Annotated in this window: 25 protein-coding genes, 1 other RNA gene and 1 pseudogene; 1 reads left to right on the top strand and 26 read right to left on the bottom strand. The window is 68.0% G+C overall.

The annotated features are described in order from the left end of the window. Position 1: 1 nt before the first annotated feature. The 19 genes and pseudogenes from pgsA to ychF form a co-directional block, all read right to left on the bottom strand. Positions 2 to 652 (bottom strand): CDP-diacylglycerol--glycerol-3-phosphate 3-phosphatidyltransferase, encoded by a 651-nt coding sequence (gene pgsA, locus R3E10_00235; GenBank protein MEZ4414158.1) that lies wholly within the window; start codon positions 650 to 652, stop codon positions 2 to 4. A 2-nt stretch (positions 653 to 654) separates the two neighbouring features. Continuing rightward, positions 655 to 1,233, bottom strand: coding sequence for an ADP-ribosylation factor-like protein (locus tag R3E10_00230; GenBank protein ID MEZ4414157.1), 579 nt, complete (start codon positions 1,231 to 1,233; stop codon positions 655 to 657). Positions 1,234 to 1,243: 10 nt separating this feature from the next. Then, a complete protein-coding gene (locus tag R3E10_00225; protein MEZ4414156.1) occupies positions 1,244 to 1,744 on the bottom strand; it encodes a roadblock/LC7 domain-containing protein in 501 nt (166 codons plus the stop codon). Further along, on the bottom strand, positions 1,741 to 2,046 hold the full coding sequence (locus tag R3E10_00220; protein MEZ4414155.1) for a hypothetical protein: 306 nt from the start codon (positions 2,044 to 2,046) through the stop codon (positions 1,741 to 1,743). Before R3E10_00220 ends, R3E10_00225 begins: the two co-directional genes overlap by 4 nt. A gap of 11 nt (positions 2,047 to 2,057) precedes the next feature. After that, positions 2,058 to 2,654 (bottom strand): recombination mediator RecR, encoded by a 597-nt coding sequence (recR, locus tag R3E10_00215; protein ID MEZ4414154.1) that lies wholly within the window; start codon positions 2,652 to 2,654, stop codon positions 2,058 to 2,060. Positions 2,655 to 2,666: 12 nt separating this feature from the next. Further along, positions 2,667 to 2,990, bottom strand: coding sequence for a YbaB/EbfC family nucleoid-associated protein (locus R3E10_00210; protein MEZ4414153.1), 324 nt, complete (start codon positions 2,988 to 2,990; stop codon positions 2,667 to 2,669). A gap of 47 nt (positions 2,991 to 3,037) precedes the next feature. Next, entirely contained in the window at positions 3,038 to 4,726 is a 1,689-nt protein-coding gene (gene dnaX / locus R3E10_00205; GenBank protein ID MEZ4414152.1) for a DNA polymerase III subunit gamma/tau, read from the bottom strand. Between the two features lie 23 nt (positions 4,727 to 4,749). Then, positions 4,750 to 4,845, bottom strand: an RNA gene (ffs, locus tag R3E10_00200) — signal recognition particle sRNA small type. A 57-nt stretch (positions 4,846 to 4,902) separates the two neighbouring features. Then, the gene (locus R3E10_00195; GenBank protein MEZ4414151.1) at positions 4,903 to 5,262 is read right to left on the bottom strand and encodes a YraN family protein; all 360 of its coding nucleotides are present in this window, start codon (positions 5,260 to 5,262) and stop codon (positions 4,903 to 4,905) included. 67 nt (positions 5,263 to 5,329) lie between these two features. Then, a complete protein-coding gene (gene aroF, locus R3E10_00190; GenBank protein MEZ4414150.1) occupies positions 5,330 to 6,373 on the bottom strand; it encodes a 3-deoxy-7-phosphoheptulonate synthase in 1,044 nt (347 codons plus the stop codon). Beyond that, a complete protein-coding gene (locus R3E10_00185; GenBank protein ID MEZ4414149.1) occupies positions 6,367 to 7,143 on the bottom strand; it encodes a ribonuclease Z in 777 nt (258 codons plus the stop codon). Before R3E10_00185 ends, aroF begins: the two co-directional genes overlap by 7 nt. A 9-nt stretch (positions 7,144 to 7,152) precedes the next feature. After that, positions 7,153 to 10,674: a chromosome segregation protein SMC gene (gene smc, locus R3E10_00180; protein ID MEZ4414148.1), complete on the bottom strand. Its 3,522-nt coding sequence runs from the start codon at positions 10,672 to 10,674 to the stop codon at positions 7,153 to 7,155. Further along, positions 10,671 to 12,062 (bottom strand): hypothetical protein, encoded by a 1,392-nt coding sequence (locus R3E10_00175; protein MEZ4414147.1) that lies wholly within the window; start codon positions 12,060 to 12,062, stop codon positions 10,671 to 10,673. Before R3E10_00175 ends, smc begins: the two co-directional genes overlap by 4 nt. A 180-nt stretch (positions 12,063 to 12,242) precedes the next feature. Then, positions 12,243 to 12,647, bottom strand: a complete 405-nt coding sequence (rsfS, locus tag R3E10_00170; protein ID MEZ4414146.1) for a ribosome silencing factor — start codon at positions 12,645 to 12,647, stop codon at positions 12,243 to 12,245. A gap of 4 nt (positions 12,648 to 12,651) precedes the next feature. Beyond that, positions 12,652 to 13,104 (bottom strand): 50S ribosomal protein L9, encoded by a 453-nt coding sequence (gene rplI, locus R3E10_00165; protein ID MEZ4414145.1) that lies wholly within the window; start codon positions 13,102 to 13,104, stop codon positions 12,652 to 12,654. A gap of 28 nt (positions 13,105 to 13,132) precedes the next feature. After that, on the bottom strand, positions 13,133 to 14,068 hold the full coding sequence (locus tag R3E10_00160; protein ID MEZ4414144.1) for a DUF2232 domain-containing protein: 936 nt from the start codon (positions 14,066 to 14,068) through the stop codon (positions 13,133 to 13,135). 16 nt (positions 14,069 to 14,084) lie between these two features. Further along, entirely contained in the window at positions 14,085 to 14,315 is a 231-nt protein-coding gene (rpsR, locus tag R3E10_00155) for a 30S ribosomal protein S18 (protein MEZ4414143.1), read from the bottom strand. Positions 14,316 to 14,471: 156 nt separating this feature from the next. Then, positions 14,472 to 14,744: pseudogene (rpsF, locus tag R3E10_00150) on the bottom strand (30S ribosomal protein S6). A gap of 80 nt (positions 14,745 to 14,824) precedes the next feature. Further along, the gene (gene ychF, locus R3E10_00145) at positions 14,825 to 15,922 is read right to left on the bottom strand and encodes a redox-regulated ATPase YchF (GenBank protein MEZ4414142.1); all 1,098 of its coding nucleotides are present in this window, start codon (positions 15,920 to 15,922) and stop codon (positions 14,825 to 14,827) included. Positions 15,923 to 16,127: 205 nt separating this feature from the next. Here ychF and R3E10_00140 point away from each other — a divergent pair, with 205 nt between their 5' ends. Further along, complete coding sequence (locus tag R3E10_00140) at positions 16,128 to 17,210, top strand: class II aldolase/adducin family protein (protein ID MEZ4414141.1); 1,083 nt, start codon at positions 16,128 to 16,130, stop codon at positions 17,208 to 17,210. 75 nt (positions 17,211 to 17,285) lie between these two features. Here the strand turns inward: R3E10_00140 and R3E10_00135 are convergent, their stop codons facing one another. The 7 genes from R3E10_00135 to R3E10_00105 are packed head-to-tail and all read right to left on the bottom strand — an operon-like array spanning position 17,286 to position 25,599. After that, positions 17,286 to 18,434: a NapC/NirT family cytochrome c gene (locus R3E10_00135; GenBank protein ID MEZ4414140.1), complete on the bottom strand. Its 1,149-nt coding sequence runs from the start codon at positions 18,432 to 18,434 to the stop codon at positions 17,286 to 17,288. Beyond that, a complete protein-coding gene (locus R3E10_00130; protein MEZ4414139.1) occupies positions 18,427 to 19,641 on the bottom strand; it encodes a cytochrome bc complex cytochrome b subunit in 1,215 nt (404 codons plus the stop codon). Before R3E10_00130 ends, R3E10_00135 begins: the two co-directional genes overlap by 8 nt. A 2-nt stretch (positions 19,642 to 19,643) precedes the next feature. Beyond that, entirely contained in the window at positions 19,644 to 20,123 is a 480-nt protein-coding gene (locus tag R3E10_00125; protein ID MEZ4414138.1) for a ubiquinol-cytochrome c reductase iron-sulfur subunit, read from the bottom strand. 34 nt (positions 20,124 to 20,157) lie between these two features. Then, positions 20,158 to 21,873, bottom strand: coding sequence for a cytochrome c3 family protein (locus R3E10_00120; protein MEZ4414137.1), 1,716 nt, complete (start codon positions 21,871 to 21,873; stop codon positions 20,158 to 20,160). Continuing rightward, positions 21,870 to 23,294, bottom strand: a complete 1,425-nt coding sequence (locus R3E10_00115) for a cytochrome c3 family protein (protein ID MEZ4414136.1) — start codon at positions 23,292 to 23,294, stop codon at positions 21,870 to 21,872. The genes R3E10_00120 and R3E10_00115 overlap by 4 nt, the downstream gene beginning before the upstream one ends. Next, positions 23,291 to 24,763 (bottom strand): hypothetical protein, encoded by a 1,473-nt coding sequence (locus tag R3E10_00110; GenBank protein MEZ4414135.1) that lies wholly within the window; start codon positions 24,761 to 24,763, stop codon positions 23,291 to 23,293. The genes R3E10_00115 and R3E10_00110 overlap by 4 nt, the downstream gene beginning before the upstream one ends. Continuing rightward, positions 24,760 to 25,599 (bottom strand): hypothetical protein, encoded by an 840-nt coding sequence (locus R3E10_00105; protein MEZ4414134.1) that lies wholly within the window; start codon positions 25,597 to 25,599, stop codon positions 24,760 to 24,762. Before R3E10_00105 ends, R3E10_00110 begins: the two co-directional genes overlap by 4 nt. Positions 25,600 to 25,638: the final 39 nt, after the last annotated feature.

The raw sequence follows: 25,638 nt of genomic DNA, 5'->3' as shown, positions 1-25,638 counted from the left end.
TCTACCCGCCGGCGGCTCGCGACAGAAGGCGCCGATACCCCCACAGGTAGTCGGCCATCGAATAGACGGTCAACACAAGGGCCGCGACCAGCATGATGCCGATCCAGGCACCGTGGAAGCCGCGCCAGACCGACCAGGCCGATCCCGCCCAGGCGCGATCCTCGGCGAGGCGACGCAGAGGGTACCACAAGAGCACGCCGCCCGAGAACAGATTCTGCACGAAGGCCTTGTACTTCCCGGAGGGACCCGCCGCGATCACCTCGCCTCGTCGGGCCGCCCAGCTACGGAACAGCGTGATGGCCAATTCGCGGCCGAAGATCACGGCAAGGACCCAGAGCGGCAGGGCACCCCACCAAGGCAGCTCCCAGGCGACGCCGCGGTGGGAGACGAGGTAGAACGGCACGAAGGTCGACGCCAACAACAGCTTGTCCGCAATGGGGTCGAGCAGCTTCCCCATATTGGTGATCAGCCCGTGCTTACGTGCCAGATAGCCGTCGAACAGGTCGGATGCGCTCGCGGCCAGGAAAAGTGCGAACGCCAGGAATCCGTTGGTGATCTCCGTCGACAAGGCCAGCCAGAAGATGACTGGACATGCGAGAATCCGCAGGACGGTGATCAGGTTGGGAAGGTTCCACCGACCACCGGCGGCCATGGTCAGCTCAGCGACTTGACGACCAGCTTGCTCACGGCCTGCAGGGTTTCGAAAACGCCTTTGCCCTGCACGGCCACCGCCTCGAAATCCGGCACCCCCGTCGGATTGAGTTGTGCGCGCATCTCCTCCACCGCAAGGACGTTGGGGAGATCCCGTTTGTTGTACTGGATCACAAAGGGGAGCTTGTCCATCTCGTACCCGTACGACTCGATGTTCTCGTACAGGTTGTGCATCGCCTCGATGTTGGCCTCGGAGCGACCCTCCTGGGAGTCCGCCACGAACACGAGCCCGTCCACGCCCTTCAGGATGAGCTTGCGACTCGCGTTGTAGTAGACCTGGCCAGGGACCGTGTAGAGATGGAAGCGCGTCTTGAAGCCTCGGATCTCACCCAGGTCAATCGGGAGGAAGTCGAAGAAGAGCGTGCGATCCGTCTCCGTGGCGAGAGAGATCATCTTCCCCTTGGTGTCGGGGTTGATCTTCTCGTACACGTACTCGAGGTTCGTCGTCTTCCCGCCCAGCCCGGTACCGTAGTACACGATCTTGCAGTTGATCTCGCGGCTGGCGTAGTTGATCATCGACATCGATCGGACCCTATGCTCCTTCTCTGAATACGCGTTCGATCTCGTTCTCGACGGCTTGGACCCATTCGGAGCCCACTCCCGCCGCGCCCGCACCGACGCTCTTTCCCAGGAACTCCGCGATCGGATCCGTGAGCTGGCGAGCCAACTCCAGGCCGGACGGACCTACGTCTTCAAAAAGACGAGTTCCCTCGTAGACCAGGGCGAGCACCGCGCTCGACCCCACACCTGCGAGATAGATGGACGCCTCGTGCCCCTGATGGAGCAGCGTCCTAAACTCGGGTTCCCCGACCAGCGTGGCAAGCTGCACATTGGCTTCGAAGTGGGCCGCGCAGACCGAAGCGAACGAGGTCGGATCCAGGCGTCCGGGGTTGCCGGCCGCTGTGATGACCCGCCCCGCGGTGTCGATCACCAGAGCCAGCTGCGCGTCGCCGCCGTCCAGATAGCCGCGCAGCAGCGCCCGCGCGTCGTGCACGGGGGTCTGCTCGTCCGAAGAGCCCCGGGCGCCGCTCAAGCCGGCTCTCCCACTCCGACCCCGACGACATCGCGCTCCATTCGCTCGATGATGCCCACCGCCCGTTTGCGGAGGGCCCGGATGGGCTCCCGGGCAACGTAGTCCCGGAGCACGTTCAGGTCGTCGATGGTGGCCTCGCGCTGGGCGAAATGACCAAGGGCTGCCAGGCGCTGCAGGCGGCGGGGACTGAAGAGGCCCCGCTGGTGCCTGTCCACCTGATCGCGTACCAACAGGGCAGCGGCGGCCCCGGCGGCGCCGGCAGCCAGGACCGCGATCAAGACGGTGCGCCATGGTTTCGACATACCTCTCCCCCCTACTGCATCTCACGCCGGCCGGACAAGGCCTGCGCCAGAGTGGTTCCGTCCACGTACTCGAGGTCACTCCCCATCGGAATGCCCCGGGCCAGCCGCGTGATCCGTCCCACCCAGGGCCGCAGCTGGGATTCCACCAGGACCGCGGTGGCCTCGCCCTCCATGCTGGCGTTCGTGGCCACGATCACCTCGTCCCGCCCCTCCCCTTCGTCGCGGATGCGGGCCAGGAGACCGGCCAGATTGAGTTCATCAGGCCCGATCCCGTCCAATGGGGACAACCGCCCACCGAGGACGTGGTACCGTCCCCGGAAGGCACCGGTCCGCTCCACGGCAGCCACGTCGAACGCTTCCTCCACCACGCAAAGGGTGCCAGGCTCCCGGCGGGGATTGCTGCAGACCTCGCACAGCTCACCCTCGCTGAAATTCCCGCAGCGGGTGCAGGGGTGGATGCGCTCGGCCAGATCCACCAGAGCCCGAGCCAGGTCCTGGGACCGCTCCGAGCCAGACTTCAGCAAGTGGTAGACCAGCCTAAGCGCGGTCTTCTGGCCGATTCCCGGGAGACGGGCGAACTCCCGGGTAGCTCGCTCGATGACCGACATGGTGGCGGGCGGCTACAGGAGCCCGGGGAAGCCTCCGGGGAGCGGCAGACCCCCCGTCACCTGGCGGAGCCGGTCCTCCTGACTGCGCTGGGCTTTGTGTTGCGCTTCCGAGACGGCGGCGCTGATGAGGTCTTCGAGCATCTCCACGTCGGAAGGGTCGACGACCTTGGGGTCCAGCCGGATACGCTTGACCCGACCCTTGCCGTCGACCGTTGCCGTCACCATGCCGCCGCCGGCGGACGCCTCGACCTCGAGCGAGTTCAGGGAAGCCTCCAATTCGGCCATCTTGGCCTGGAGTTCCCTGCCCATCTCGACCAGTTGCTGCAGATTGTCCATCGATCCTCGGGAGGGGGGAGTCCCATCGGGACGTTGGGCCGCAAGACCTATTCCATCAATTCGAGGTCGAGTCCTTCTACCGCCGCCTTCAGACGCGGTTCCCGGGCCAGAAGCTCGTCCATCCTCGTCTTCCGGACCGTTTCCTGAGTCACTCTCTCGGGAGTCTCGGCAGCCTTCGACTGGGATTCCACCCGGAGCCCGAGCGGGCGTCCGAGGTGCCGGGCCAGCGATTCTTCGAGCGCGGCACGCACCCGGGGGTCCTGAAGCCGCTCGAGCCCCGGACCGGGAGGCATGTGCAGTCGGGCTGCGCCGTCGCTCTCATCGATGGTCGCGGTCCGGAGAAAGGGGCCGAGCCCGGGTGGCACCCCGCTCCCCGATTCGACCAAGCGGGCCCAGGCCTCTCCGACGCTCCCGGCCGCCGCGGTCACCGTCGCCGCCGTAGGAGTGGGCGGCGTGGCGCGGGTCGCGTGGCGGGTGGCGGCGGCCGCCGGCTTGGGGTCCCGGGCCACGCGGCCGTCCGGAGACCCGCTGCCGCCACCGGCGGGTGCCCGGGCGCCTTGACCCACGGCGCTCCCACCGCTCGGGCCGCCCCCTGCTCCGGAAAGCAGCTCCTCGATCTGGAGGGTGCGGTCGAGGTAGCTGAAGCGGAGCAACAGCATCTCGATCAGCACACGTGGGTTGGGCGAGCGGCGCAGGTTGCCCGATGTCTCCAGGTCCGCCGCCAGTGCCAGCATCCGCACCAGGTCGCCGGTCGCGAACCGCGCGGCCGCCGTTCGGAATGCGTCGCGAAGGTGCTCCGGAAGGCTGGCGTCCGGTGCTTCAGGATCGAGCGCCGCGCGCAGCAGCAGGCGCAACGTGTCCATCAGCCCGTGATAGAACTCCACGAGATCATAGCCTTCGTCGACCAGCTCCTCGATCAGTCGGAAGACGTCTCCGTGTCGCCGCTCGGCCAACACGTCGAAGAGTTCGAGGTAACGCTCCTCCTCGACCAGGCCGAGCACCCGCCGCACGGCGTCGAGGTCCACGGCGTCCCCGGCGAGAGCCAACACCTGATCGAGCAAGGAGAGGGCGTCGCGCATCCCCCCGTCCGCCTTGCGCGCCACGGCGTGGAGCGCCTCGGGCGTTGCGGAGGCATGCTCCCGTTCGAGCACCATCTCCAGACGCCGCTCGATCTCGCCCGCCCCGACGCGACGCAGGTCGAACCGTTGGCACCGCGAGAGGATCGGCGCCGCGCTCTGCTGGATCTTCTGTGGCTCCGTGGTGGCGAAGACGAAGATCACCCGCGGCGGTGGCTCCTCGAGGATCTTGAGGAGCGCATTCCACGCTTCCCGCGTGAGCATGTGCGCCTCGTCCACGATGTAGACCTTGAAGCGCCCATCCTCGGACGGGGCGTACATCGCCCGCTCCCGCAAGCTGCGTGCGTCGTCCACCCCGCGGTTGGAGGCGGCGTCGATCTCGACCACGTCCAGCGAGGTGTTCCCGCTCCAGATGCGCGCACAACTCTCGCATTCCCCACAGGGCTCCCCCTCCGGCGAGCGCCGTGGGCAGTTCAGTGCCATGGCGAGAACGCGTGCCAGCGTAGTCTTGCCTACACCACGCGGACCGCAGAAGAGGTAGGCGTGTCCGACACGATCCGTGGCCACCGACTTCCGGAGCGTCTCGGAGACGTGCTCCTGCGCTGCTACGTCAGCGAAGTTCTTCGGCCGGTACTTGCGGGCGAGTGCGGTATGCGACACGGAGCACGGGAGAGAGGGCCAACGTGCCCCAGGCGATCCCAGCGACGGTCACCACACGTACCGCTGCTACCTGCCGGTCCTGACGGGATTCCGAGAGCTCCCACCCTGGGGACCTGGGGCACTGCCGAACCTAGATCCGGGTCACTCGACGGTCAAGGTGAAGCGGCGAAAGCACCTCAGCGCCAGGCGTCTTCGAATACGTCGATCCGGACGGTGCCACCGCGACGATCCACCAGGACCGAGACGATGTCGAAGCGCAGGCTGGCGCGGGGCTGGGGGTGGGTGCAGAGCCAGGCCCGCGCCACGCGGCGGATCCGAGCCTGCTTGCGCCGATCCACCGCCTGCGCCGGCAGGCCGAAGCGGTCGTCGCTGCGCGTTTTGACCTCCACGAAGGCCAGCGTTCCCTCACGCAGAACGACGAGGTCGATCTCTTCCCGACCCACACGAACGTTGGACGCAAGATGCACCCACCCGCGCGCCTCCAGGTGCTCCCGTGCGAGCCGTTCTCCGCGCTGGCCCAGCGAACGTCGGTCCACAGGTCCATCATCGTCCGGCCGCCGGGGCCGTGCGATGGCGGAACCGGCCCTCGTGCACCAGGTGCACTCAGGCCGGCACACCCTCCGGGAGTGTGCTCAGCTCGCGCCCGAGGGCTTCGAGCAGCGCGCGCGCCTTTCGCAGCAGCCGCGCAAAGGCTTCGGGGTCGAGCGACTGCGCCCCGTCCGACAAGGCCCGGGCGGGCTCAGGATGGACCTCGATGAGCAGTCCGTCCGCGCCAGCCGCCAAGGCCGCGAGGGCCACCGCTGGCACGAGGGCACTCGCGCCGGTTGCATGGCTGGGATCGCCCAGGATGGGAAGGTGGGAACGTTGATGCACGAGCGGAATGGCCGAGACGTCGAACATGTTGCGCGTGGCGGAATCGAAGCCTCGCACACCGCGCTCGCACAGGATCACGTGCGGATTTCCCTCGGCCAGCACGTACTCGGCAGCGAGCAACAGCTCGGTCACCGTCGCGGCGGGCCCGCGCTTGATCAAGACCGGTACGCCGGACTGACCCGCCTTCCGGAGCAACGGTGCGTTTTGCATGTTGCGGGCCCCGACCTGGATCACGTCGGCCACCTCGGCGACCCGCTCCACGCCGGACGGCTCGAGTGCCTCGGTGACGATGGGCAAGCCCGTGCGCGCCCTGGCTTCGGCCAACAACTCCAGCCCTTTCTCTCCCAGCCCCTGAAACGAGTAGGGCGAGGTGCGCGGCTTGAAGGCGCCGCCGCGCAGCGCGATGGCGCCGGCCTCCCGAAGGGCGTGCGCCACCTCCACGATCTGCGATCGGCTCTCCACCGCGCAGGGACCGGCAATGATGCCAGCTTCCTCCCCTCCCCCGATCCATACCGCGCCGAGGGGGACCCGGGTGGGCTCCCGCTTCCATTCGCGCGAGACCTGCTTGTAGGGCTCCGAGACCGGGACGACCTCCAGGATGCCCTCCAGGTGCGTGAAGCGCGCGGGGTCGATCGGACCGTCGTTGCCCAGAACGCCAATGGCGGTCCTGCCGTGACCAGGCAGCGGGCGGGCCTCGAACCCGAGCGCAGCGATGGCGGCCACCACCGCTTCCACGTCCTCGGCCGTCGCCTCGCGCCGCATCACGATCAGCATCCCACGGCCTCCTCCATGGGCAGGGTCAGTCCGTCCCACCCCATTTCCAGCGCTCCCACATAGCCCGCCCCACGCACCCGCCGCTCCGCCTCCGCGGGACCCAGGACGGGGTCCACATGCGTCAGACACAGCACCCCGGGGTCTGCGCGCGTCCACAGCGCCGCCACATCCGACGGCGCCAAGTGCCCGGCTCGCCGCGCTTCCTCCCGGGTACCGCACTCCGAAATGGCCACGTCGACGCCAGCGAAGAACGTCGCCAACCCTGCAGCGGGACCCGTGTCCCCCGTGTAGCCCGTCGCACCACCCGGGGTCTCGAGGCGGACCGCGATGGAGGGGTCCGCGTGCGGGGTCGGATGCACGCTCACCTCCAGCTGCGCGCCGGTGTCGTCCCGCCAATGGCCTGTGCCGAGTTCCACCACTCGGAGCGGTGCGCCCGGCGCCAGGATGTAGTCGCCGAACGCGGCAGCCACGCGCGCGAGCCACGCGTTGGTTCCGGGTGGGCCGAGCACGGTCAAGGGTCGAGGACCGGGGCGGGGCCGCCCCTTGGCGAGGGCCCAGAAGAGCCCCGGGACATCACCGACGTGGTCCACGTGGAAGTGCGACAGAATGAGGTGGGTAAGACCCTCCCACCCACGCTCCGCCAGGGAGCGGACCGTGCCCGCGCCACAATCCAACAACACATGCGCGCCCGTGGTCTCGACCAGATGGGCCGCGGAGCCCCGGCTGGAGTCCGGCGACAGCGTACCCGAGCCGAGGATGGTGACGCGCATCGGTGTGGCTCACGCCGCGCCGCTGACCTGCAGCGCCTCCTCGAGGCGGACACCCACGATGTTCGACACCCCCGGCTCCTCCATCGTAACGCCGTAGATCCAGTCGGCCGCTTCGATGGTGCGTGGATTGTGGGTTATGACGATGAACTGCGTCTGGCTCTTGAACTCGTGCAACAGGCGGATGAACCGCGCGATGTTGGACTCGTCCAGGGGCGCGTCCACCTCGTCCAGCACGCAGAACGGACTGGGCTTGACCAGGTAGATCCCGAAGAGTAGCGAGAGTGCCGTCAAGGCACGCTCTCCGCCCGAGAGCAAGTCGATGCGCTGGGTCTTCTTGCCCCGCGGGGACGCGTGGATCTCGATGGCGGACTCGAGGGGATCCTCCGGATCCGCCAGCCAGAGGTCGGCCTCCCCGCCCTGGAACAGCCGCTGGAAGGTCGCCTGGAAGTTCGTGCGGATGGCTTCGAACGTCTCGGTGAACAACGAGGTGGCGGTCTGATTGATCTGCTTGATGGCGGTGCGCAGGTCGTCACGGGCCGTGAAGAGGTCGGTCCTCTGCTCCTCCAGGAACTTGAGACGCTGACTCTCCTCTTCGTGCTCCTCGACCGCCAACATGTTGACCGGTCCGATGCGCGCGACCTGTTCGCTCAGATCACGGAGCTCGTCTTCGAGCATCTCCGGATCTCCTTCGACCGGCTCGGCCTCTCGCTCCAACTCCTCGAAGCTCTTCCCCCACTCCGCTTCCAGACGATCGTGGACACGCTCGATGCGTGCCGCCACGTCGTGTGCCTCCAACTCGAGCTTGTGCCTGCGCTCCGTGGCTTCACGTTCGACGGCGCGTGCGCGCCGCGCTCGGGTATCGGCTTCGGAGACCGCGTCCGCGATCTCCGCCAGCTTCTCGTCCCGCGCGCGCAGCTCGGACGTGGCGCGATCGCGATCCTGGAACAGCCGGGCCAGCGCCTCCTCGCCTTCCTGCCTCAGCGTCGCGACCGTCTCCAGCTCGGCGCGGAGCTCGGTCTGCTCGCTGGTGAGCGCCTCCTGGCGCTGCGCCAACACCTGGCGCTGCTCCTCGACCCGCTGGCGTCGGTCGCGCAGGCGTTCCAGCTCACTCTCGATGCGCGTGAACTGGACCGTGTGGCGCGCTTCGTCGGCACGAGCCTCCTCCCACTCCTCCGTGACCTGCTCGACGCGGGCGCGGGCCTGCTCGCGCTCCCCCCCGAGTCGCTGTTCCTCGTCCACGAGGGCTTCCCGCTCGGAGCGCGCGGAGCGCGCCCGGTCGGTGGCACGGACTTGAGCCGCCCGCGTACCCTCCAGATGACGCAGTAGCTCCTCGTGGTGGCGATCCAGACGGGTGCGGTGATCGGCCGACGCGGCAATGTCGGCGTCGGCACGGTGGAGCTCCGCTTCGGCCTCCTGTGCCCGCGTGCGCGCGGTCTCCAGGTCGGCTTCGGCCTGCGCGAGACGACTGAGCCCCTCGCTACGGGCCGCCGTCGCATCGGAGATCGCGCGCTCCAACGCACCGTGGCGCTCACGCAGTTCGCGCAGCTCCTCACGACGGGTGAGCGAGCCGCCGCCACCCAGCGGACGCCCCACGCGGAAGATGCCGAGCTCGTCCTGCACCAGGCCGCCCCGGGTGACCCGTGCCCGCCCATCATGTTTGGACGGACCCTCCAACGCCTCGGCCAGATCGACGTTGGCCAGCAGCGCCTGAGCCCAGGAGGCCCCGGGTCCGTCGATCTCCACCTGCCCCAGCAAGGAACCGCCCGCCGAGGCGGGCGTGGGCACGCTGTCGAGGGGCAGCAGGAACAGCCCACCGCCCCCGCCCCACTCCGTGCGGAACCATTGCTCCACGGCCGAGGCATCCGCCGCCGAGCGCACCAGCACCCCGTTGGCGAGCGGGCCCAGATAGGCCTCCACGGCCTCGACCGCGACGCGAGCCCCATGCACCGAGTCTCCGAGCACGCCCAGCACGCCGTCCCAGCCCAACGCCAGGATTGCCGCCACCACGGGCTCCATCCCTTCCTGGTCCCGCTCCATCTGCTCGAGCGCTTCGATGCGCGCGCTCAACGCGGAGGAGGCCTCGCGTGCGGCCGCCTCCTCGGCCCTGCGGGCGTCAAGGCCTTCCCGGGCGGCGCCCAGCCCGCTTTGAGCGCCCTGCACCTGCCGTCGCGCCTCGTCGACGCGCAGGCGGAGGTCGTCCAGCCGTCCCGCGAACAGGTCCCCCTGCGACTGCAGGTCGGATACGGCAGCGGCGGTCCCCTCCAGCTCCTCGCCGAGGCGCTGGATGCGGGAGGCGAGATCATGGGCCTGCGTTTCCGCGGCCGCCGCGTCGCCGTCCAGGCGTGCGGCCTGGTGCACGATCTCACGCTCGCGGGTGGAGAGGCGCTCCAACACGTCCCGGGCGTCGACCAGGCGCATGCGTACATCATCGGCCAGGGCGCGCGCCCGATCGACCGCCTCCCGAGCCCGCCCGACCTCTTCCGCGCGCTCCTGCTCCGTCGCGGCCAGCCCGGCATGCTCGCCGGCGAGCGACTCCTGCTGCTCGCTCACCTCGGCGTCCTCGCGGGCGATCTGCTCCAAGCGCCGTTCGGCATAGCTCTGCCGTTCGCCCGCGACGGCGAGGTCACGCTCCCAGCGGACCAACTCGTTGCGCACCGACTCGAGCGCCGCGGCCGCCTTGTGGCGGTCCCGCTCGGCTTCGACCTGCGCGATGCGCAGGGATTCCAGCTGCGCCTCCGCAGCGGTGACCTCGGCGGTAACGCCGGGACCGACCTCGGTGTCGCCCTGGAGCTGGTGCTCGAGGTGCTGAAGCCGGGCCCTCAGCGTCTCCAGCCGCTGACGCGTGACCGTCACCTCCACGGATAGCTGGCGGGCACGCAGCTCCAGGTAGCGTTGGGCCTTGCCCTTCTGGCGCGCGAGCGAGCGAACCTTGGTCTGCACCTCGGCGATCACGTCCTCGAGCCGCTGCAGGTCGATCTCGGCGGTCTCCAGACGGCGGGTGGCGACCTTGCGCCGGTCCTTGTACTTCCCGATCCCGGACGCCTCCTCGAACAGCGAGCGCCGCTCGTCGGCTCGATCCGAGAGGATGGCGTCCACCATGCGGCCTTCGATCATGGAGTAGGCGTTGGCGCCCAGCCCCGTGTCGCGACACAGATCGACCACGTCCCGGAGTCGGCAGGACGCGCGATTGAGGGAGTATTCGCTGCCGCCGTCCCGATAGACCGTTCGGCCGATCTCCACCTCCTGGAAGGGGACGGGGAGCAGTCCGTCCTCGTTGCTCACGGTGATCGACACCGAGCCCCGATTGACCGGCCGACGACGGATGGAGCCCTGGAAGATGGCCTCTTCCATCTTCCCGCCCCGGATCGCACTCGGGCGTTGCTCACCCAGCACCCAGCGAATGGCGTCGCTGATGTTCGACTTTCCACAGCCATTGGGGCCCACCACCGCGGTCATGCCGTCGTGGAACTGGACCTCCGTGGCATCGGCGAACGACTTGAAACCCTGGAGTCGCAGGGTACGCAGCTTCATGAATCCACCGTCGAAGTACGAAGAAACCCCAGCCCTGCCGCGAGGGCAGTGACCGCCGGATCGGAGCCCAGGCCGGGGATGTCGATCCAACCCATCCAGAACGCGAACAACAACGCGAGCAGAACCAGCAGGAGAAGCACGCGCAGCAGAGGAGTGCGGGGCTCGGTAGCGCGAGGTCTTGGCCCGGGACGGTCGGCTCCGCCGCGCTGCGCCGCTGGACGTGGCTCCCGCGTGTGACGGCTGGCCCCTTCGAGCGGCAGCGCGGGACCGGCGTCCGCCGTGCGTCGCAGCTCCCCGGAGTCGGCAGTGACCAGGCCATCCATGGGCTCGGGAACGGGCTCTGCCGCGGACCCCAGGTCGACGCGCTCCACTTCGTACTCCCCTGCCCACCCCGGGGGCCCATAGCGAGCGGGCGGCGACTCGGAGGCCTCCGGCTCAGTGGGCTCCTCCTCTCCCGCCGGTCCGAACCCCTCCCGCAGCGAAAAGGCACCACCGAGGTCACCCCAGCCGTCCGGCACGGACGGGATCGCCTCGGTGACCGATGCGTCCAAGCTGGGGCGCGCCGTCGACTTGAGCTCTTCGGTGACCTCGTCGACCGCTTGATCGATGGGGTCCGTGACCTCGACCGGGTCTCCCCAGACGTCGTCGAGATCGAGGTCGGGGGCGTCATCCCCGGAAACGTGGGCCGTGTCCGGCGCGTCCTGCCCCACGGGCTGCGCGGCCACCGCCTCCTCGAGCCCCTCCTCCTCGAGCCCCAACTCGTCGAGCTCGATCTCCTCGATCTCCAACTCATCCAGAACGGTTCCCGCCAGATCGGGCTCGCCAAGCGCTGACGGCTCGGGCTCCACCTCCGGAACCTGGGGCGCTGGGGTCGCTTCGAGGGGCTCGAGCACGCGGGGAGGGCCCGCCAGGGCCGCCGTCTTCGCCGCCAGGGTCGCGGGCAGAAGGGACGAGACTTCGGGCCCGCCCAACACCACCACCGCGTCCGCCCCTTCGAGCACCGCCTCTCCTCCCGGCTGTTCCAGGTGGACGACGGCCACCGCGAGGGCGTCGGTGGCGCAGGCGGCCCAGAATCGACTCCACGCCTGGTCCTCGAGGATGCTCCGTCCGTCGCCAACGGGCGTCCCGGCTGGAACGATCGAGATCGCCTGGCTCGCCTCTACCGTCACGCGGGTCGCGGAGGCGCCAAAGAGGACCGCGTCGCTCAGCCCTTCACGACACCCGGCCTCGGGTGTCAAGGAAGCAAGCAGCGGCCGAGCGAGGGATGCATCCAGGAGGCGCACGGGCCGGCCGGCGCTGTCACTCCAGCGCCGCGCCAGGTCGAAGGCGAGTTCGGCGATCCGGGCCGCGGCCGGCGCGGCGGAGACCCCGTCGTCGCCGGTGCACAAGAGCGCGATCCGGCCATGCGGACCCCACGACGTCGGGAGCGCGTCGAGGCCGGGCGCGGAGGACCCCAGCGCGAGCGGTTGCCAGTCAGGAAACGCGCTCGTCATGTCCGGCGGTGAAGAGCGGTGGACGGAGCACGTTCGAAACTAACCCGCTCCACGGGGGGCGACCACCGCCAGAGATCATGGCCCCGCCTGCCGCGCGACCGCATCCGGACCCTCGGGTTCGAAGTCGCGCGTCGGTGCGTCACCCCAGAGGTTCTCGAGTTGATAGAAGTCGCGGACCGAGCGCTGGAAGACGTGGACAACGACGTCGATGTAGTCCACGAGCACCCAGGCGCCCGACTGCAGTCCCTCGACGTGACCGGGTCGCACGTCGGCCTTCTTGAGCTCCTCGACGATGTGGTCGGCGATCGCACGCACATGCACGTCGGAGCCCCCACTGGCGATGACGAAGAAATCGGTCGCCGATGAGATCCCTCGAAGATCCAGCGCAACGACGTTCTCGGCCTTCCGCTCCAACGCCAGGTCGGCGATGCGGACCGCCAGGGCCTCGGCGTCGTTCGCTTGCCTTCGGGACGAGGTCAAGCGTTTAAGCCTCGGCCTCGATACGCACTTCGATGGGCACATGGACGTCGGCGTGCAGTCGCATCGCGACCGTGTGGGTGCCCACCTGCTTCAGGGGCTCCTCCAATTCGAGCCGACGGCGATCCACCTCGAAATCGAGTCCCATCTGATTCAGGCGCTCGGCGATGTCCGCGTTGGTCACCGACCCGAAGAGCTTGCCCTCCTCACCGGCCTTGGCCTGGAAGACGAGGCTCTTGCCTTCGAGCTGGGAGGCCCGCCGCTTGGCTTCGAGGTAGTCCCGACGACTGCGCTCCTCCGCCTGCTTCTGCTCTTCTTCGAGCCGACGCAGGTTCTGCTCGGTGGCCTGATACGCCAGGCCTCGGGGAAGGAGGTAGTTGCGCGCATAGCCGGGCTTCACCGACACCACCTCACCCGCGTCCCCGAGGTGCTCGACCGCTTCCCTCAAGATGATCTTCATCGTGCCGTTCCGTTTCTAGGAGCCGTTCTCATCCGTTGAACATCGCGCGGGCCCGCTCGCGGATGTCCAGCCACGTGTCACTGAGTCCCACCATCAAAGCCGTCCCCACCATGAGACGGGGCAGCAGTGTCATTCCCAGCAGCGTGAGCGCCACGCCTCCCACCGAGACACCCCCGGTCAGGAAGACGATGACCGCCGCTCCCCGCGCCGTGTAGAGGGCCGCCATGAAGACCAGCGCATTGGCGCCGGCCCGTACCCACCCGTCGGTCGTCCCCCACAGCGTAAGGGCCAGTCCCGCCACCACGACCCAGACCCAAGCGTGGTGGAAGCGGAAATCACGCAGCGGCCCCAGCGCTCGGTCACTGCCCTGTGCCACCCGCACGTACAGCCACCAGGCCACGCCCAGCCCACAGACGGAAGCCACCAGCAGGATGCCTGGATACAGTTGCGTCTGCCACTCGATCAACCGGGCCACGCCCGCCAGCACCGCCGGTGCGGCCGTTCGCTCCCCGACGAGGAGCCGCACGGCCTCCATCGCCGTGGCGCCCACCAGGCCGATGAAGTTGCCCATTTGCCAATCCACCACCTGCCAGTCAGGCCCGGCAAAGCGGAAGAGTCCCACGGCGATGCCCGTGCTCAAGACCAGCGTCGCCAACGCCCGTCCGGTGAACGAGGCTACCGGCCGGAACAACGTCACCGCGACGAAGCAGAATCCGATGAGCACGGCCCACCCACGCACCAGGTACCAGACGCTGTCCCCAGCTGGGCCCCAGAACGCGAACAGCGCCGCACCCATGGCGGCGAGCAAGGCCGGCCCCGACCGCGGGCGCGGGAGCAGCGCCAACTGCGCCAGCAACGGCAACGCGATCAAAGGGGTGTTCGGGATCACCGAGATCACCCAGGGGATCACCAGGAGCACCGCCGGACGCGTCCAGCGCCGAGAGCCCTCCTGCCCTACGTCCACCGCCCGACTCCGCCGCTCAGGCCTCGTGGTCCCGAACGTACGGGATCAACGCCAGATAGCGGGCTCGCTTGATGGCGCGGCCCAGCTTGCGCTGGAAGGCCGCCGTCACCTTGGTGGTGCGCTTCGGGAGGATCTTCCCCTGTTCTGTCATGAACTTGGAGAGCGTCCCCACGTCCTTGTAGTTCAGGAGCTCGATCGCGGGGCCCTCGATGCGCCGACGGCGGCCGCGACCGCCCGAGAACTCCACCGGTCCGCGGCGGCCCTCGTCGTCGTCATCCTCGTCGCTGGGGCCCTCGTCGCCGTCCTCGTCGTCATCCTCGTCCTCGTCGCGCGACGACGAGGCCGACTCGGGGCGCTCGGCCAGGATCGACATCCCGTTGGTGGGCTCGCCCTCGTTGACGACGATGAGGTGCCGAAGCAGCTCTTCGTCCAGGCCGATGATCCGCTCGAACTCCGGGAGGTCCGTGGCGGCCATGCGCACGTGGGCGACGACGTACTGACCGGTCTTGTGCCTACCGACCGGGTAGGCCAGCTGGCGGGGTCCCCAGGGATCGACGGCCACCACCTCGGCACCCGCGGTCGGGGTCGCCACGGAGTGGAACCGTTCGAGCTTCTGGGTCAGCCCCTCCTCCGAAAGGGAGGGGTCGAAGATGTAGACGATTTCGTACAGGCGCATCCGGGATCTCCCATGGACCGCAGTTCATACGGGCCCCACCGGGGACGGTGGAGCGGGATGTAGCCTGGAAATATGGCCGGCTAGACGTTGAAGCGGAAGAGGACGATGTCCCCGTCCTGGACCACGTACTCCTTGCCCTCGGAGCGGATCCGCCCTTCCTCCCGGGCCCTCTTCAGCGACCCCATCCGGACGAACTCGTCATAGTGGATGGTCTCCGCCCGGATGAAGCCCCGCTCGAAGTCGGAGTGGATCTCCCCGGCCGCTTCGGGCGCTTTGGCGCCGCGGCGTACGGTCCAGGCGCGCGACTCGTTTTCGCCGGCCGTGAAGAAGGTGATGAGGTCGAGCAGGGTGTACGCCTCCCGCACCAGGCGGTCCAGGCCCCGCTCCTCGATCCCGAGACTCTCCAGGAATTCCGCTCGCTCCGCCGGATCCAGTTCCGCGAGTTCCGATTCGACGCGACTGGAGACGGCGACCGTGCGCTCGCTGCCGTCCGAACGGATGGCTGCTTCCACGGCTTCCGTGAAGGGGTTGGTCCCGGCGGGCAGATCCCCCTCCGAGACGTTGAGAACGTAGAGCACCGGCTTGGCCGTGAGCAGGGCCAGCTGCTTGAGCAGCTTCCGCTCCTCGGGCTCGACCTCCAGCAGGCGTGCCGGACGGCCCGCGGCCAGGAGCGCGTGGACGCGCTCGACCAACGCAAGCTCCTTCTGGGCGTCCTTCTCGCCCGACTTGGCTTTCTTCGCCAGGCGGTCACGCCGCCGTTCGATGCTCTCCAGGTCCGCCAACACCAGCTCGGTCTCGACGATGTCCCGATCGCGGACCGGATCCACCGTCCCGGAGACGTGGGTCACGTTGGGATCGTCGAAGCAGCGTAGCACGTGGGCAATGGCGTCGACTTCCCGGATGTGGGAAAGAAAGCGGTTCCCCAACCCTTCCCCCTGGGAGGCCCCCGCCACCAGGCCGGCGATGTCCACGAAGTGGATGACGGTCGGCACTTTGCGGGTCGACCCCACCAGCTCGTGGATATGGTCGAGACGGGGGTCCGGTACCTCCACCGTCCCGACGTTGGGATCGACCGTGCAGAAGGGGAAGTTCTCCGACGGCACCCCCGCCGCGGTCAGGGCGTTGAAGAGGGAAGATTTCCCGACATTCGGGAGGCCGACGATGCCTACTTTGAGCATGTGCGAGCGCCGCGGGGGCAAAAAAAATGCGCCCTTCGGGGCGCGGGTCTTCTAAGGCCAGATAGTGTAGGGCGTTAGCAAGGGACGGTCAACGGATTCGCCCGTGGCGGGTTGCGCTCCCCACGCGTTCGCTAGAGGTTTTCCGCGCTCCCGCAACGCCATCAGGCGTCGGGCGGTGGGTCGTAATCCATTCAGCGCGAGTGACATGGACTACTCGTTCGCCGGACTCCACGAAGACGAGCGCTTCCGGTGGTTCGCCGACGGTCTCAAGACCGTCATGCAACGCCACGGGCATGACTACGTGTCCGACCCGAACGAGGCCAAGCTCGTCGTCAATTTCTTCCGGGGCAGCGAGCCCCGGCCCTTCCGTCGTCGGGCCCAGGCCGTCTTCCTGGCGGGCGTGGCCGATGTGGACGGACCCTTCGACAGCCACATGGTCAGCGGCTATCCGCTGCTGATCCGCTCGCTGTCCAACCTGTTCATCGCCTTGGTCCCGGGGTCGGAGGCCGATCCGGACGTCCACTTCGTGACGCCGGAACAAGGGCACTACGTGGTGCCCGGGAACTGCGATCGCGAGCAGTATTTCGAGGGCGTCTATCGGCGGATCCGGCCTTTGGCCTCCAGTCGCCTGGTGATCGACAACATCTTCGATCCCGACCTCCCGGAGGAGCTGAGGAACGGAGATGAGATAACCGAGTCCATCTATCGTGCTGGAAAGCACTTGGATGACCTCGAACTCCTCCCCGCCCCGTTCCCGATGCAGGAGTATCTGTCGGAGCGGGACATCAAGCATCTGAAGCGGCTGTACGGACTGGGCGGCCTCAGCTATGGCAACCTGAGCGCCCGCTTCGACGAGACGCGCTTCTGGATGAGCGCCTCGGGCGTCGACAAGTCCAACCTGCGGGAGATCGGTCGCGACATCCTTCTGGTGACCGACTACGACCCCGAGCTGAACGCCATGCGTCTCTCGGTGCCTCCGGGCGTGGAACCACGGCGGGTGTCGGTGGACGCCATCGAACATTGGATGATCTACCGCGAGCACCCCAGCGTCGGCGCCATCCTGCACGTCCACGCCTGGATGGACGGCGTTCCTTCCACAGAGTTCAACTTCCCCTGCGGCACCCGGGAGCTTGGGCAGGCGGTGGCGGACCTGGTGCGTACGGCCCCGGATCCGGACCGGGCGGTCGTGGGCCTCAAGAACCACGGCCTCACCATCACCGGTCGCTCCCTCGACGAGATCTTCGAGCGCGTCGAAGGGAAGCTGCTGAAGACCGTCCCGATGAGCTGAGAAAGGTGCCGGGGGCTACCGGCCCCCGGCACTCAAGAGATGGGGGGGCGTTCCAGCGCCCCTGCCGCGCCGCTCCTATCGTCGCCGCAGCGGGTCCTCGTGGCAGGCGTCGCACCGGATGGGCGCCTCCCAGCGGTGCTCCTCGTGGCAGGCCCCACAGTCGTTCGCCACCTGGGCGTGTTCGTCCCGGTGGAAGGCGGAGAGCTGCTCCGGCTGCTCATGGCAGCCTGCGTTCGTACAGGTGTTGTACGCCTGACTGGGCTCTTCCTGGACGTGCGGATTGTGGCAGTAGCCGCAGGTGCCCTGATGGGGCTCCTGCTCGATATCGAACTCCTTGGGTAGCCCCTCCATCTCGTGGCAGGACTGACAGTCCTGCGAATCGGGGATGAGCCGACCGAAGGCATCGCTGCGGGGTGCGCTCTCGGAGACGGGGGCGGTGAACTCGTGGCAGATCACGCAGTGGAGTGACGTGGTGTCGGAGCTCATCCCGCCCAGCACCAGGTCCACCGACCCGTTGTCGTGGCATTCGGACTGGCCGCAGGTCTCGGCCGTGGGAACGAAGTGGTGGATTTCCCGCGCGTGACACTTCACGCACTGCACATTCTCCAATACCGTCGAATCCGACTCCAGGTGGACCCGGTGGCCCGCCGTGGCCGAGATCCGCTGCCAGGTCTCGTCAGGGTCGTCTTCCACGTGGCACCGCATGCACACCTGATTGGGAACGGGAGCGTGCGAGCCGATGGACGTGGGACGCTCCAGCACCCAGAGCGCGACCTGTCGCAAGCTGGCCGATATGGGCTGCTGATGGCAGTCGTGACACCCCTCCTCCGCGTGCTCGCTCTGCCCGAAGCGCGTGAATGCGTCGTCCATCACGTGGCAGCTGACGCAGAAGTCGTTCGAGTGCTGCGTATAGTTGTACCCCGACATCCCCACCATCGAGACCACCGTGAGGGCGACCACGCCCAACACGACGAATCCGATCTGCAGGGCGGTCGAGCGGGACCGCGCCCAGCCCCAGAGGCGAGGTCCCTCCTTCCAGAGCTTTCGTCCCAGCCAGAGCAGCACGACCGCCCCGGCCAGCGCGGCCGGGACCTGAATGACACTCGGAAGTTGAAACAGCCAGATGGAGATCCGGGTCACCAGAGGAAACGGGGAGGTCAGGCTCTCCGGGATCTCCTGCAGGCCGGTCCCGGCCTCCGTCCACGCTGCTATCACTTCAACCATCGGTCGAGACTCCACGAATCGTCAGGCCCACTTCCTCGGGGTGTCCGAGGGCTTCGCCCGCTCCTACGTGCCACGCCACTTCCGCTGCCGCGCCGTGTTGCTGCTGCTCGATCTCCCGGGCGGACGCTCGGTATCCCAGGTAGGTGAGGAGCACGATATAGGCCAGGACAGCGTAGACGCCGTAGGTCCACATCGGGTGATGGGAGCCGTCCGAGCGGGGGCGATCGAGGAACGGCAGCAGGAGCAGTACCGCGCCGAGCACGCCGAATCCCAGGATCCCGACAAGCTCTCCTTCGATGCCCAGGATGGTGGCAGGCAGGTATTTCAGCGTCTGGAACATGAACATGAAGTACCACTCCGGCTTGATGCCGGCCGGGGCGGGCGCGAACGGATCGGCCTTCGCCCCGAGATGTGCGGGCACGAAGGCCGCCATCGCAGCCAGGATGGCAAGCGCACACAGCCAACCCACGAAGTCCCGGAGCAGGAAGTTGGGAACGAAGGGCACCGTGTAACGGGCGCCCCCCTTCTTCTCGACGCCGGGAGGCACGCTCATTCCGTGCTTCTGTACCAGCAGCACGTGTAGACCCACCAGCATGAATGCGATGCCGGGCAAGACCGAGACGTGGAGGGCATAGAAGCGGGTCAACGTCGCGCCCGTGATGTCGTCACCGCCCCGAAGGACCGTTCGCACGATGGGTCCAACCCCCGGAATGACGCCAGGAATCTCCGTGCCCACCCGTGTCGCGAAGAACGCCAGCTCGTTCCACGGCAGCAGGTAGCCCGTGAAGCCCAGACCCAACGCCACTGCGAACAGGCCCACGCCACTCAGCCAGGTCACCTCGCGCGGTGCCCTGTAGGCCTTCAAGAGCATGACAGAGAACATGTGCACGAACACGACGAAGATCATCAGGTTGGCGCCCCAGGAGTGGATGGATCGCACCAACCAGCCGAACTTCACCTCGGACATCAGGAACTGCACGGATTCGAATGCGCCTTCCGCGCTGGGGCGGTAGTAGAACAGCAGCAGGATCCCGGTCCCGACCTGGAGCAGGAACAGGAAGACCAGCATCCCTCCCAGGTAGTACCAGATCGAATGCCTATGGACCGGAATACGCTTCTTCCGTCCCAACGGGGCGAGGGCGCTGAACCCGATGCGATCATCGAGCCAGGCCACGGCCTCGCGCAGTCGGTGCAGAAGGGTATCCATGATCAGGCCTTGCGGTTCACCACAATCGTGTTTCCACGCAAGCGCACATCGTACGCTTCCAACGGTTCCGGCGGCGGGCCCGCGATATTGCGCCCATTCAGGTCGTAGTGACCATTGTGACACGCGCACCAGATGTGCTCCAGATCGTCGCGGTATTGCACCGTGCAATCGAGATGGGTACAGGTCGCCGAGAAGGCCCTGAGCTCGCCCGCGGGAGTGCGCACCAGGATCCCGGGGCGACTACCGAACTTGAAGATTTGTCCGGAGTTGGGGGCCATGCCGCTGGGGTCGACGTTCAGTGTCACGCTGTTGACCGCCGCTTCCTCGACCTTGGGCGGAAAGATGTAGCGCACCACCGGATACACGATGGAGATCATCAAGCCGACCACGCTGGATCCGAGCACCCAGTCGATGAAACCGCGCCGTGAGAACCGGCCATGCTCCCGCGTGGACCTGACTTCCGTCTCCCGATCTGCGCTCACTCCAGCTCTCCTTGGTCTCGACCGTAGTCGTGGTTCACGGACTCGAGCGGCCGGCAGAGGCCGTCGCATCCTGCAACGCGGCGGGACTGAGTCCCAGGCGCTGGAGCAGTTGACTGAGAATGAAGGACTCGTGCAGCGCCAGGTCGGCAACCGCCGCACACAGCTTCCGCACTGTGGTCACGACCTGAACCTTCTGCCGCTCGTCGAAGTGCTGAGCGGTCAGGCGGGCGAACTGGCCCGCGTCCATGGCTTCCTGGTGCTGCTCGTCGATCAGAGCGAGCAGGCGGGGAAGCGCTGGGGAGGCTGCGGTGGCCGACGCGTGCGCGCGGGTCGCCTCGGCTACCTCATAGAGCCGGTGCTCCTCCTTCGTCAGTTCGTACAGCAAGGCAGAGGCGGCGAGGGCCATGCCGGCTTCGCTCACCTCCTGACCGGGCTTCTCCGGGTCCAGGATGTGCTCGACGAAGAAGCGGCGGGTCTCCAGGGCGGTGCCGCGCAGCCGTGCATCGATCCCTCGGATCCGCAGGATCAACAAGAGCACCACCAGGGCCATCAGGCCGGCGGAGACCCCCAGCCCCACTCTCCGGAAGCGATGCTCCTCCAGGGCGGCCTCACCCCTGCGCTGCGCGCTCCGGACCACGGCCCGTCCCTTGTCGATCTCCTGCTGCACGGGCTCGACGCGGAACGAGTGCACGGCGGTCCGAGCCAGGGTGAGCGCGGTATTCACGCCATCGAGCTCGAAATGGGCTTGGCTCACCTCCATGCCCATCTCCTCGGCTTGCTCGAGCCTGGCCGCTGCGGAGTCGACCTCGTGCTCGAATCCGCCCAGGAGATCATGGATCGCCAGAAACTCCCGCCCGACCGGCTCCCGCTCGGCGTGACACTGGGCACAGACGTCCTGACTCACCTCCAGGAGGAACTCGTCGTGGGGGGGTGAGATGTCGTGATTGCTGTGGCAGGCGGCGCAACCGGGAAGACCTTCCCTCGTGAACACGTCGACGTGCCCACTGTTCTGGAAGAACTCCGCCATCTGCACGTGACACTCGCCACACACGTTCCGTACCGAGGCTACGCCGGGGGGAGCGGCACCGTGATTCCCGTGACAGTCGTTGCAGGTGGGGGCGCTGAGATCGCCAGACTCGTAGAGCAGCTGGCCGTGCACGCCATGTCGGTACTTCTCCAGCTCGTCCGTCTCGTGCCCGCGCGGACCCATGATCTCCGCGTTGGCATGACAGGACCCGCAGAGGTCGCCGACGTTCAGCGGATGGACCGACGACTCCGGGTCGCTGGGCGGGCGGATACGGTGCGCGGGGTGGCAGCTCGTACAGGTCGCTACGTCCGGGTCACCTTCCCCGAACAGCAGGCGCCCGTGCACGGAGGTCTGATACTCCGCGAACTGGTCCACGCGGATCGACGGATTGTAGTCCCGCATGAAGGCCGCATTCGAATGGCAGCTCGAGCAGAGCGTGGGAATGTCCCGTCGCTCCGGCTTCGACAGGAAGCCCACCGCAGGGTCTGGTCGATCTCCCTCCAGTCGACCATGGCACGCCAGGCACCCGAACCCGCGCTGCGCATGGATGTCAGCGGGGAAGTCACGCGCGGGTGCCACCAGTCGCTCCTCGGATTGATCGAGGTGGCAGGTCACGCAGGGCGCGGCGTCCTCCGCCTGGGCGGACGCCGCCTTCGGGACCCATCCGAGTAGCCCGACCCCCAGGGCCAGGCCGGCGACTCTGAGACCCGAACGGCGCATCATCGCGGGATCCCCGTTCGATGGCAGGCGACGCACATGCTGGGATTGGCGTCTCCCATCTTGGACGGATCGAAGCCCGGGCCGTGAGGGTTGATGCGCCAGGCGCCCACGGCGGCATGGCAGCGCATGCAGTCGCTCTGTCGGTGGCAGGTGGTGCAGCTTTCCAGCCCCTGGCGGGCGGCTTCTCCGTGTCCCAACAACCACATCGGTCGAGAGCTGTGGAAAGCGGTGGCCAGTCGACCGCTCGATTGCAGCCCGACGTCCGCGTGGCAGCTGCGGCAGAACGTCTCTGTGTTGTGGCAGGAGGCGCAATCGTACTCCCGGCCGTACGCCTCCGCTCCGTGACCCTGGAGGAAATTCCCCGTGTGGAAGGAGGGCGTGCTGGAGCCTGCATGACAGGAAGAGCAGAACGACTCCTGGTGGCACCCGGCGCAGGTGCTCTCCATGCTCGCTGCCTCTACGCCGTGCGCCGTTGCGAAGCCCGGATCGTGGACCTGCCGCGATACCATGGCGATCTGCACACCTCGCGTGTCTCCGTCTCCCAGAACCGGGAGCGACGCGATGGCAAGACTGGCACCTCCAGCGTGGCAGGTCTCACAACTCGGGCGCGTGTGGCAGTTCGAGCAAGATCCCACGTCCGCCAACGCAGATTCGCCGTGTGTCCACCCCCAGGAGCCCGTCTCGTGCGTCGCCGGCTCCGGGTAGCTCGCGTCGCGCCCCGCCACCAGGCTGGCCACCCGAGGATCCCGCTCCAAGGCAGCAACCGCGGGCACGCCCGCACCGTTGAAGTGGCAGCGCTCACAACTGTCTCGGGTGTGGCAGAAGGCGCAGCTTCCCTGGGCCGCCTCCCAGGCCGCGCCGTGCTGCGACGCGAAGTCGGGGACCTCGTGCGTGGCGGGCTTGGGCAAGCTGTCGATCTGCGCCACGGCGAGCTCGTGGGCACGTGCCAACGGCACATGACAGGACGCGCAGTCCCGAGCCGGCGCGAAGTGCTCGTCGGCCTCGTGGGCGTGACAGGTCAGGCACCCATCGGGATCAGCGCGATCCACGGCCATGCGCCCTTCCCCGCCCGGAAGGGCGTGGCAGGTCTGGCAGGTGACCGGCTCGGCCTCGTCGGAGGTTGCGGCGAAGTGCTCGACGTGGCTGAAGCTGAGATTGGTTCCGCGTTGAGAGGGGCCCGTCCACGGCACCGCCTCTTCCCTCTGTCCGTCGTGGCACTGCTGGCACGACCCACTGGACGGGTACACGTCGGCGACCGAGCCGCTCTCGATCCCCGAATGGCAGGTCTGGCAGAGAGGGAACAGGCCCTCGTGCTTGGCGTGCGGGAACCCCTCGTCGGCTCGGACGGTCGCCCACACCGCTGTGGCGATCAGGCCGGAGAGCCCCAACGCGGGCACCAGCAGGAGAAGACGGAGCGCCTTCATTCCCTTGCCCTCCTGGCGGGCTCGGCCCCCAACGTCCAGTCCACTCGCAGGGACCCTCGCATCTGGTTCCAATCCACCTCCGGCGAATCCACTCCGGCGTCGTGTCGGTAGACCGAGAAGCTCCCCGAGACGGACGTGCGCTCGCCCAGCTCATAGCGCCCATCGACGCCGGCGCCGTACACCCTCCCCTCGTTGATGCGGAACTCGAAAATGCGCTGGAAGGCGGTCGCGCTCACCCCGAGCCATCCCACCTCACCCAGCGTCCGCTGCACTCGCGCCTGTCCCTGGGTCTTGGCGGCTCCGTATCCGATGTCCGCGCCATAGCTCCCCGACAACATCCAGAGCGGCGCGAGGGGCAGCGTCGCTCCCAACGACGCCCGCCAGCCGTCGGACCGGGTCACGCCGAACGCAGTCGAGGCATCCGCGTCCCCGTAGCCACGCCGGGAGAACTGGACCTCGAACGAGCGCCCCGAGCCGGGATCGGCCCAGGCCCCAGCGGCCCCCACCTCGTCGTACGAGACCGGACTGAAGGCGCCCCAGATGGTCCACAGGTCGAAGTAGGGACGGTAGTGGCGAGCGAAGGCTCGCGCTCCCCAATTGCGGGGAAGGCGCGTCCGGGCCGAGAGGCGTGCGTCATTCAGCACGCCGCTGGCCAGGTCGTAGGTCAGCGCGCCGTCGAGCGTACCCCGTTCCGATCGGAGTACAGCGTCCGTGGACACCCGCTCCGAATAGAGGCCAGCCCGATCATCGCGGAGCTCCCGCTGATAGAGCGCGGTCACGGCCAGGCGCGGTGAGGGGCGATACCCGACCTGCCCACCCACCAGGAGCCCCCGGGCGTCGGGAGCCAGCGACTCGATGGCCGAGACCGCGTCACTGGTCACCGGCTCGTTGAGCCCACGCAGCAGGCTCCAGCCCCCGTAGGCCTCGACCGAGACATCGCTGCGAGGGCGAAACAGGACGGATCCACCATCGAAGTTGTAGAAGCCCAGGCCCGACGTCTTGAACTGTCGCCCGCCGCGCACGCGCAACCGTGGCCGCTCGATCTCGGCGAAGGCGACGAGCGCATCGAAACGGTCGTCCGCTTGCGGCCAGATGGAAGCCTCTTCGGAAACCACGCCACGCCCCCGCAGCTGAGCATAGACCCGCACGCCCTGTCCAAAGCCCCAGGCGCTCACGGTGACGTCTTGAACGAACGGGAAGGTGCTCACGGCATCGACGGACCGTAGGAAGCGGCAAGACGCCTCCCCCGTGACGCAGCGCACCACCTGGCCGTCGGCAGTTCGCCGAACGATGCCGCTTCCCAGGGTCTCACCCACCGGCACGCTGTCCAGCTCCAGCGGGCGGATGTTCACGAAGTGGACCTGGCTCGCTCCGGAGACCCGCACCACCTGGGCATCCAGGGCCTGCGGCCCCACGCCCAGCAGGAATCCGAGCAGGGCGGCGTTCCAGATCGCCCGGGTGCGGGTCATGATGCCCCTCCTTCGAACGACCCCGATCCGCGCGCCGGCGAGAACAGGTGGCAGGTCGCGCACTGATTGCCCGGCTCGTGGTCCACCCGGTCCGCGTGACACACGAGACAGGTGTTGCGCGCCGCCTGCACGGCTTCGGTCACAGGATCGCTGTGACAGCCGCTGCCCGAGCACCCTTGGTGGACGGTCAGTGGATGTTCGTCCGCCGGCGGCTCCTGGTGGCAGGTGGAGCAATTCGCGTCCGGGCGGTGGTGGTTGTCATGGCAGGACGCGCACGTTTGCGTGTAGGGCTGCCCGCCGCCGCCCGAGTGGCAATCCGAGCACTCCCTCGAAGCGTGCAGCGCGTGGTCGAAGGGCAGGAGACGCTCGCGGGGTGCGTCCCAAACGCTGAACGCCAACGACTCCGTGCGCACCACCGGTTCCGGGCCGGTGCCGTGACACCGGGAGCACTCGTAGCCCCGCGCGGGATCGTGATGGCAGGCGAGGCACTCCTCGCGTGAGTAGATCACCCGAGCCCCCAGCCACTCCGGGCCCCGATGGCAACTCTCGCAATCCACCATGTCGTGGGACTGGTGGCCCACCACCGTGGCGTGACACTGCGCGCAGGCCACCCCGCCATGGGGTCCGTGCGGGAACCCGCTCCCCGCCTCCAGCGGCACAGCCAGGCGCGCGAGGTCGGCAGCCGTCGAGGAGACGCTGTCCGGAGCCGGGACGTCCTCCTCGATCGCCGCAGATTCGGCGGCCTGGGGCTCCACGGAACCGGGCTCTTCCGACGCGCACCCAGCCAACAGAGCCGAGAGCAGGGCGAGCGCCGCCAAAGGCAGGTTCGCAGACACGCGACGGAGCGACGGTTTCAGGAGCCCTCCTAGGTCGGA

Source organism: Gemmatimonadota bacterium (assembly GCA_041390105.1).
In the GTDB taxonomy this organism is placed as follows: Bacteria; Gemmatimonadota; Gemmatimonadetes; order Longimicrobiales; family Gaopeijiaceae; genus JAGQIF01.
The sequence above is the reverse complement of the archived record's forward strand: the minus strand, read 5'-3'. Positions and strand labels throughout refer to the sequence as shown.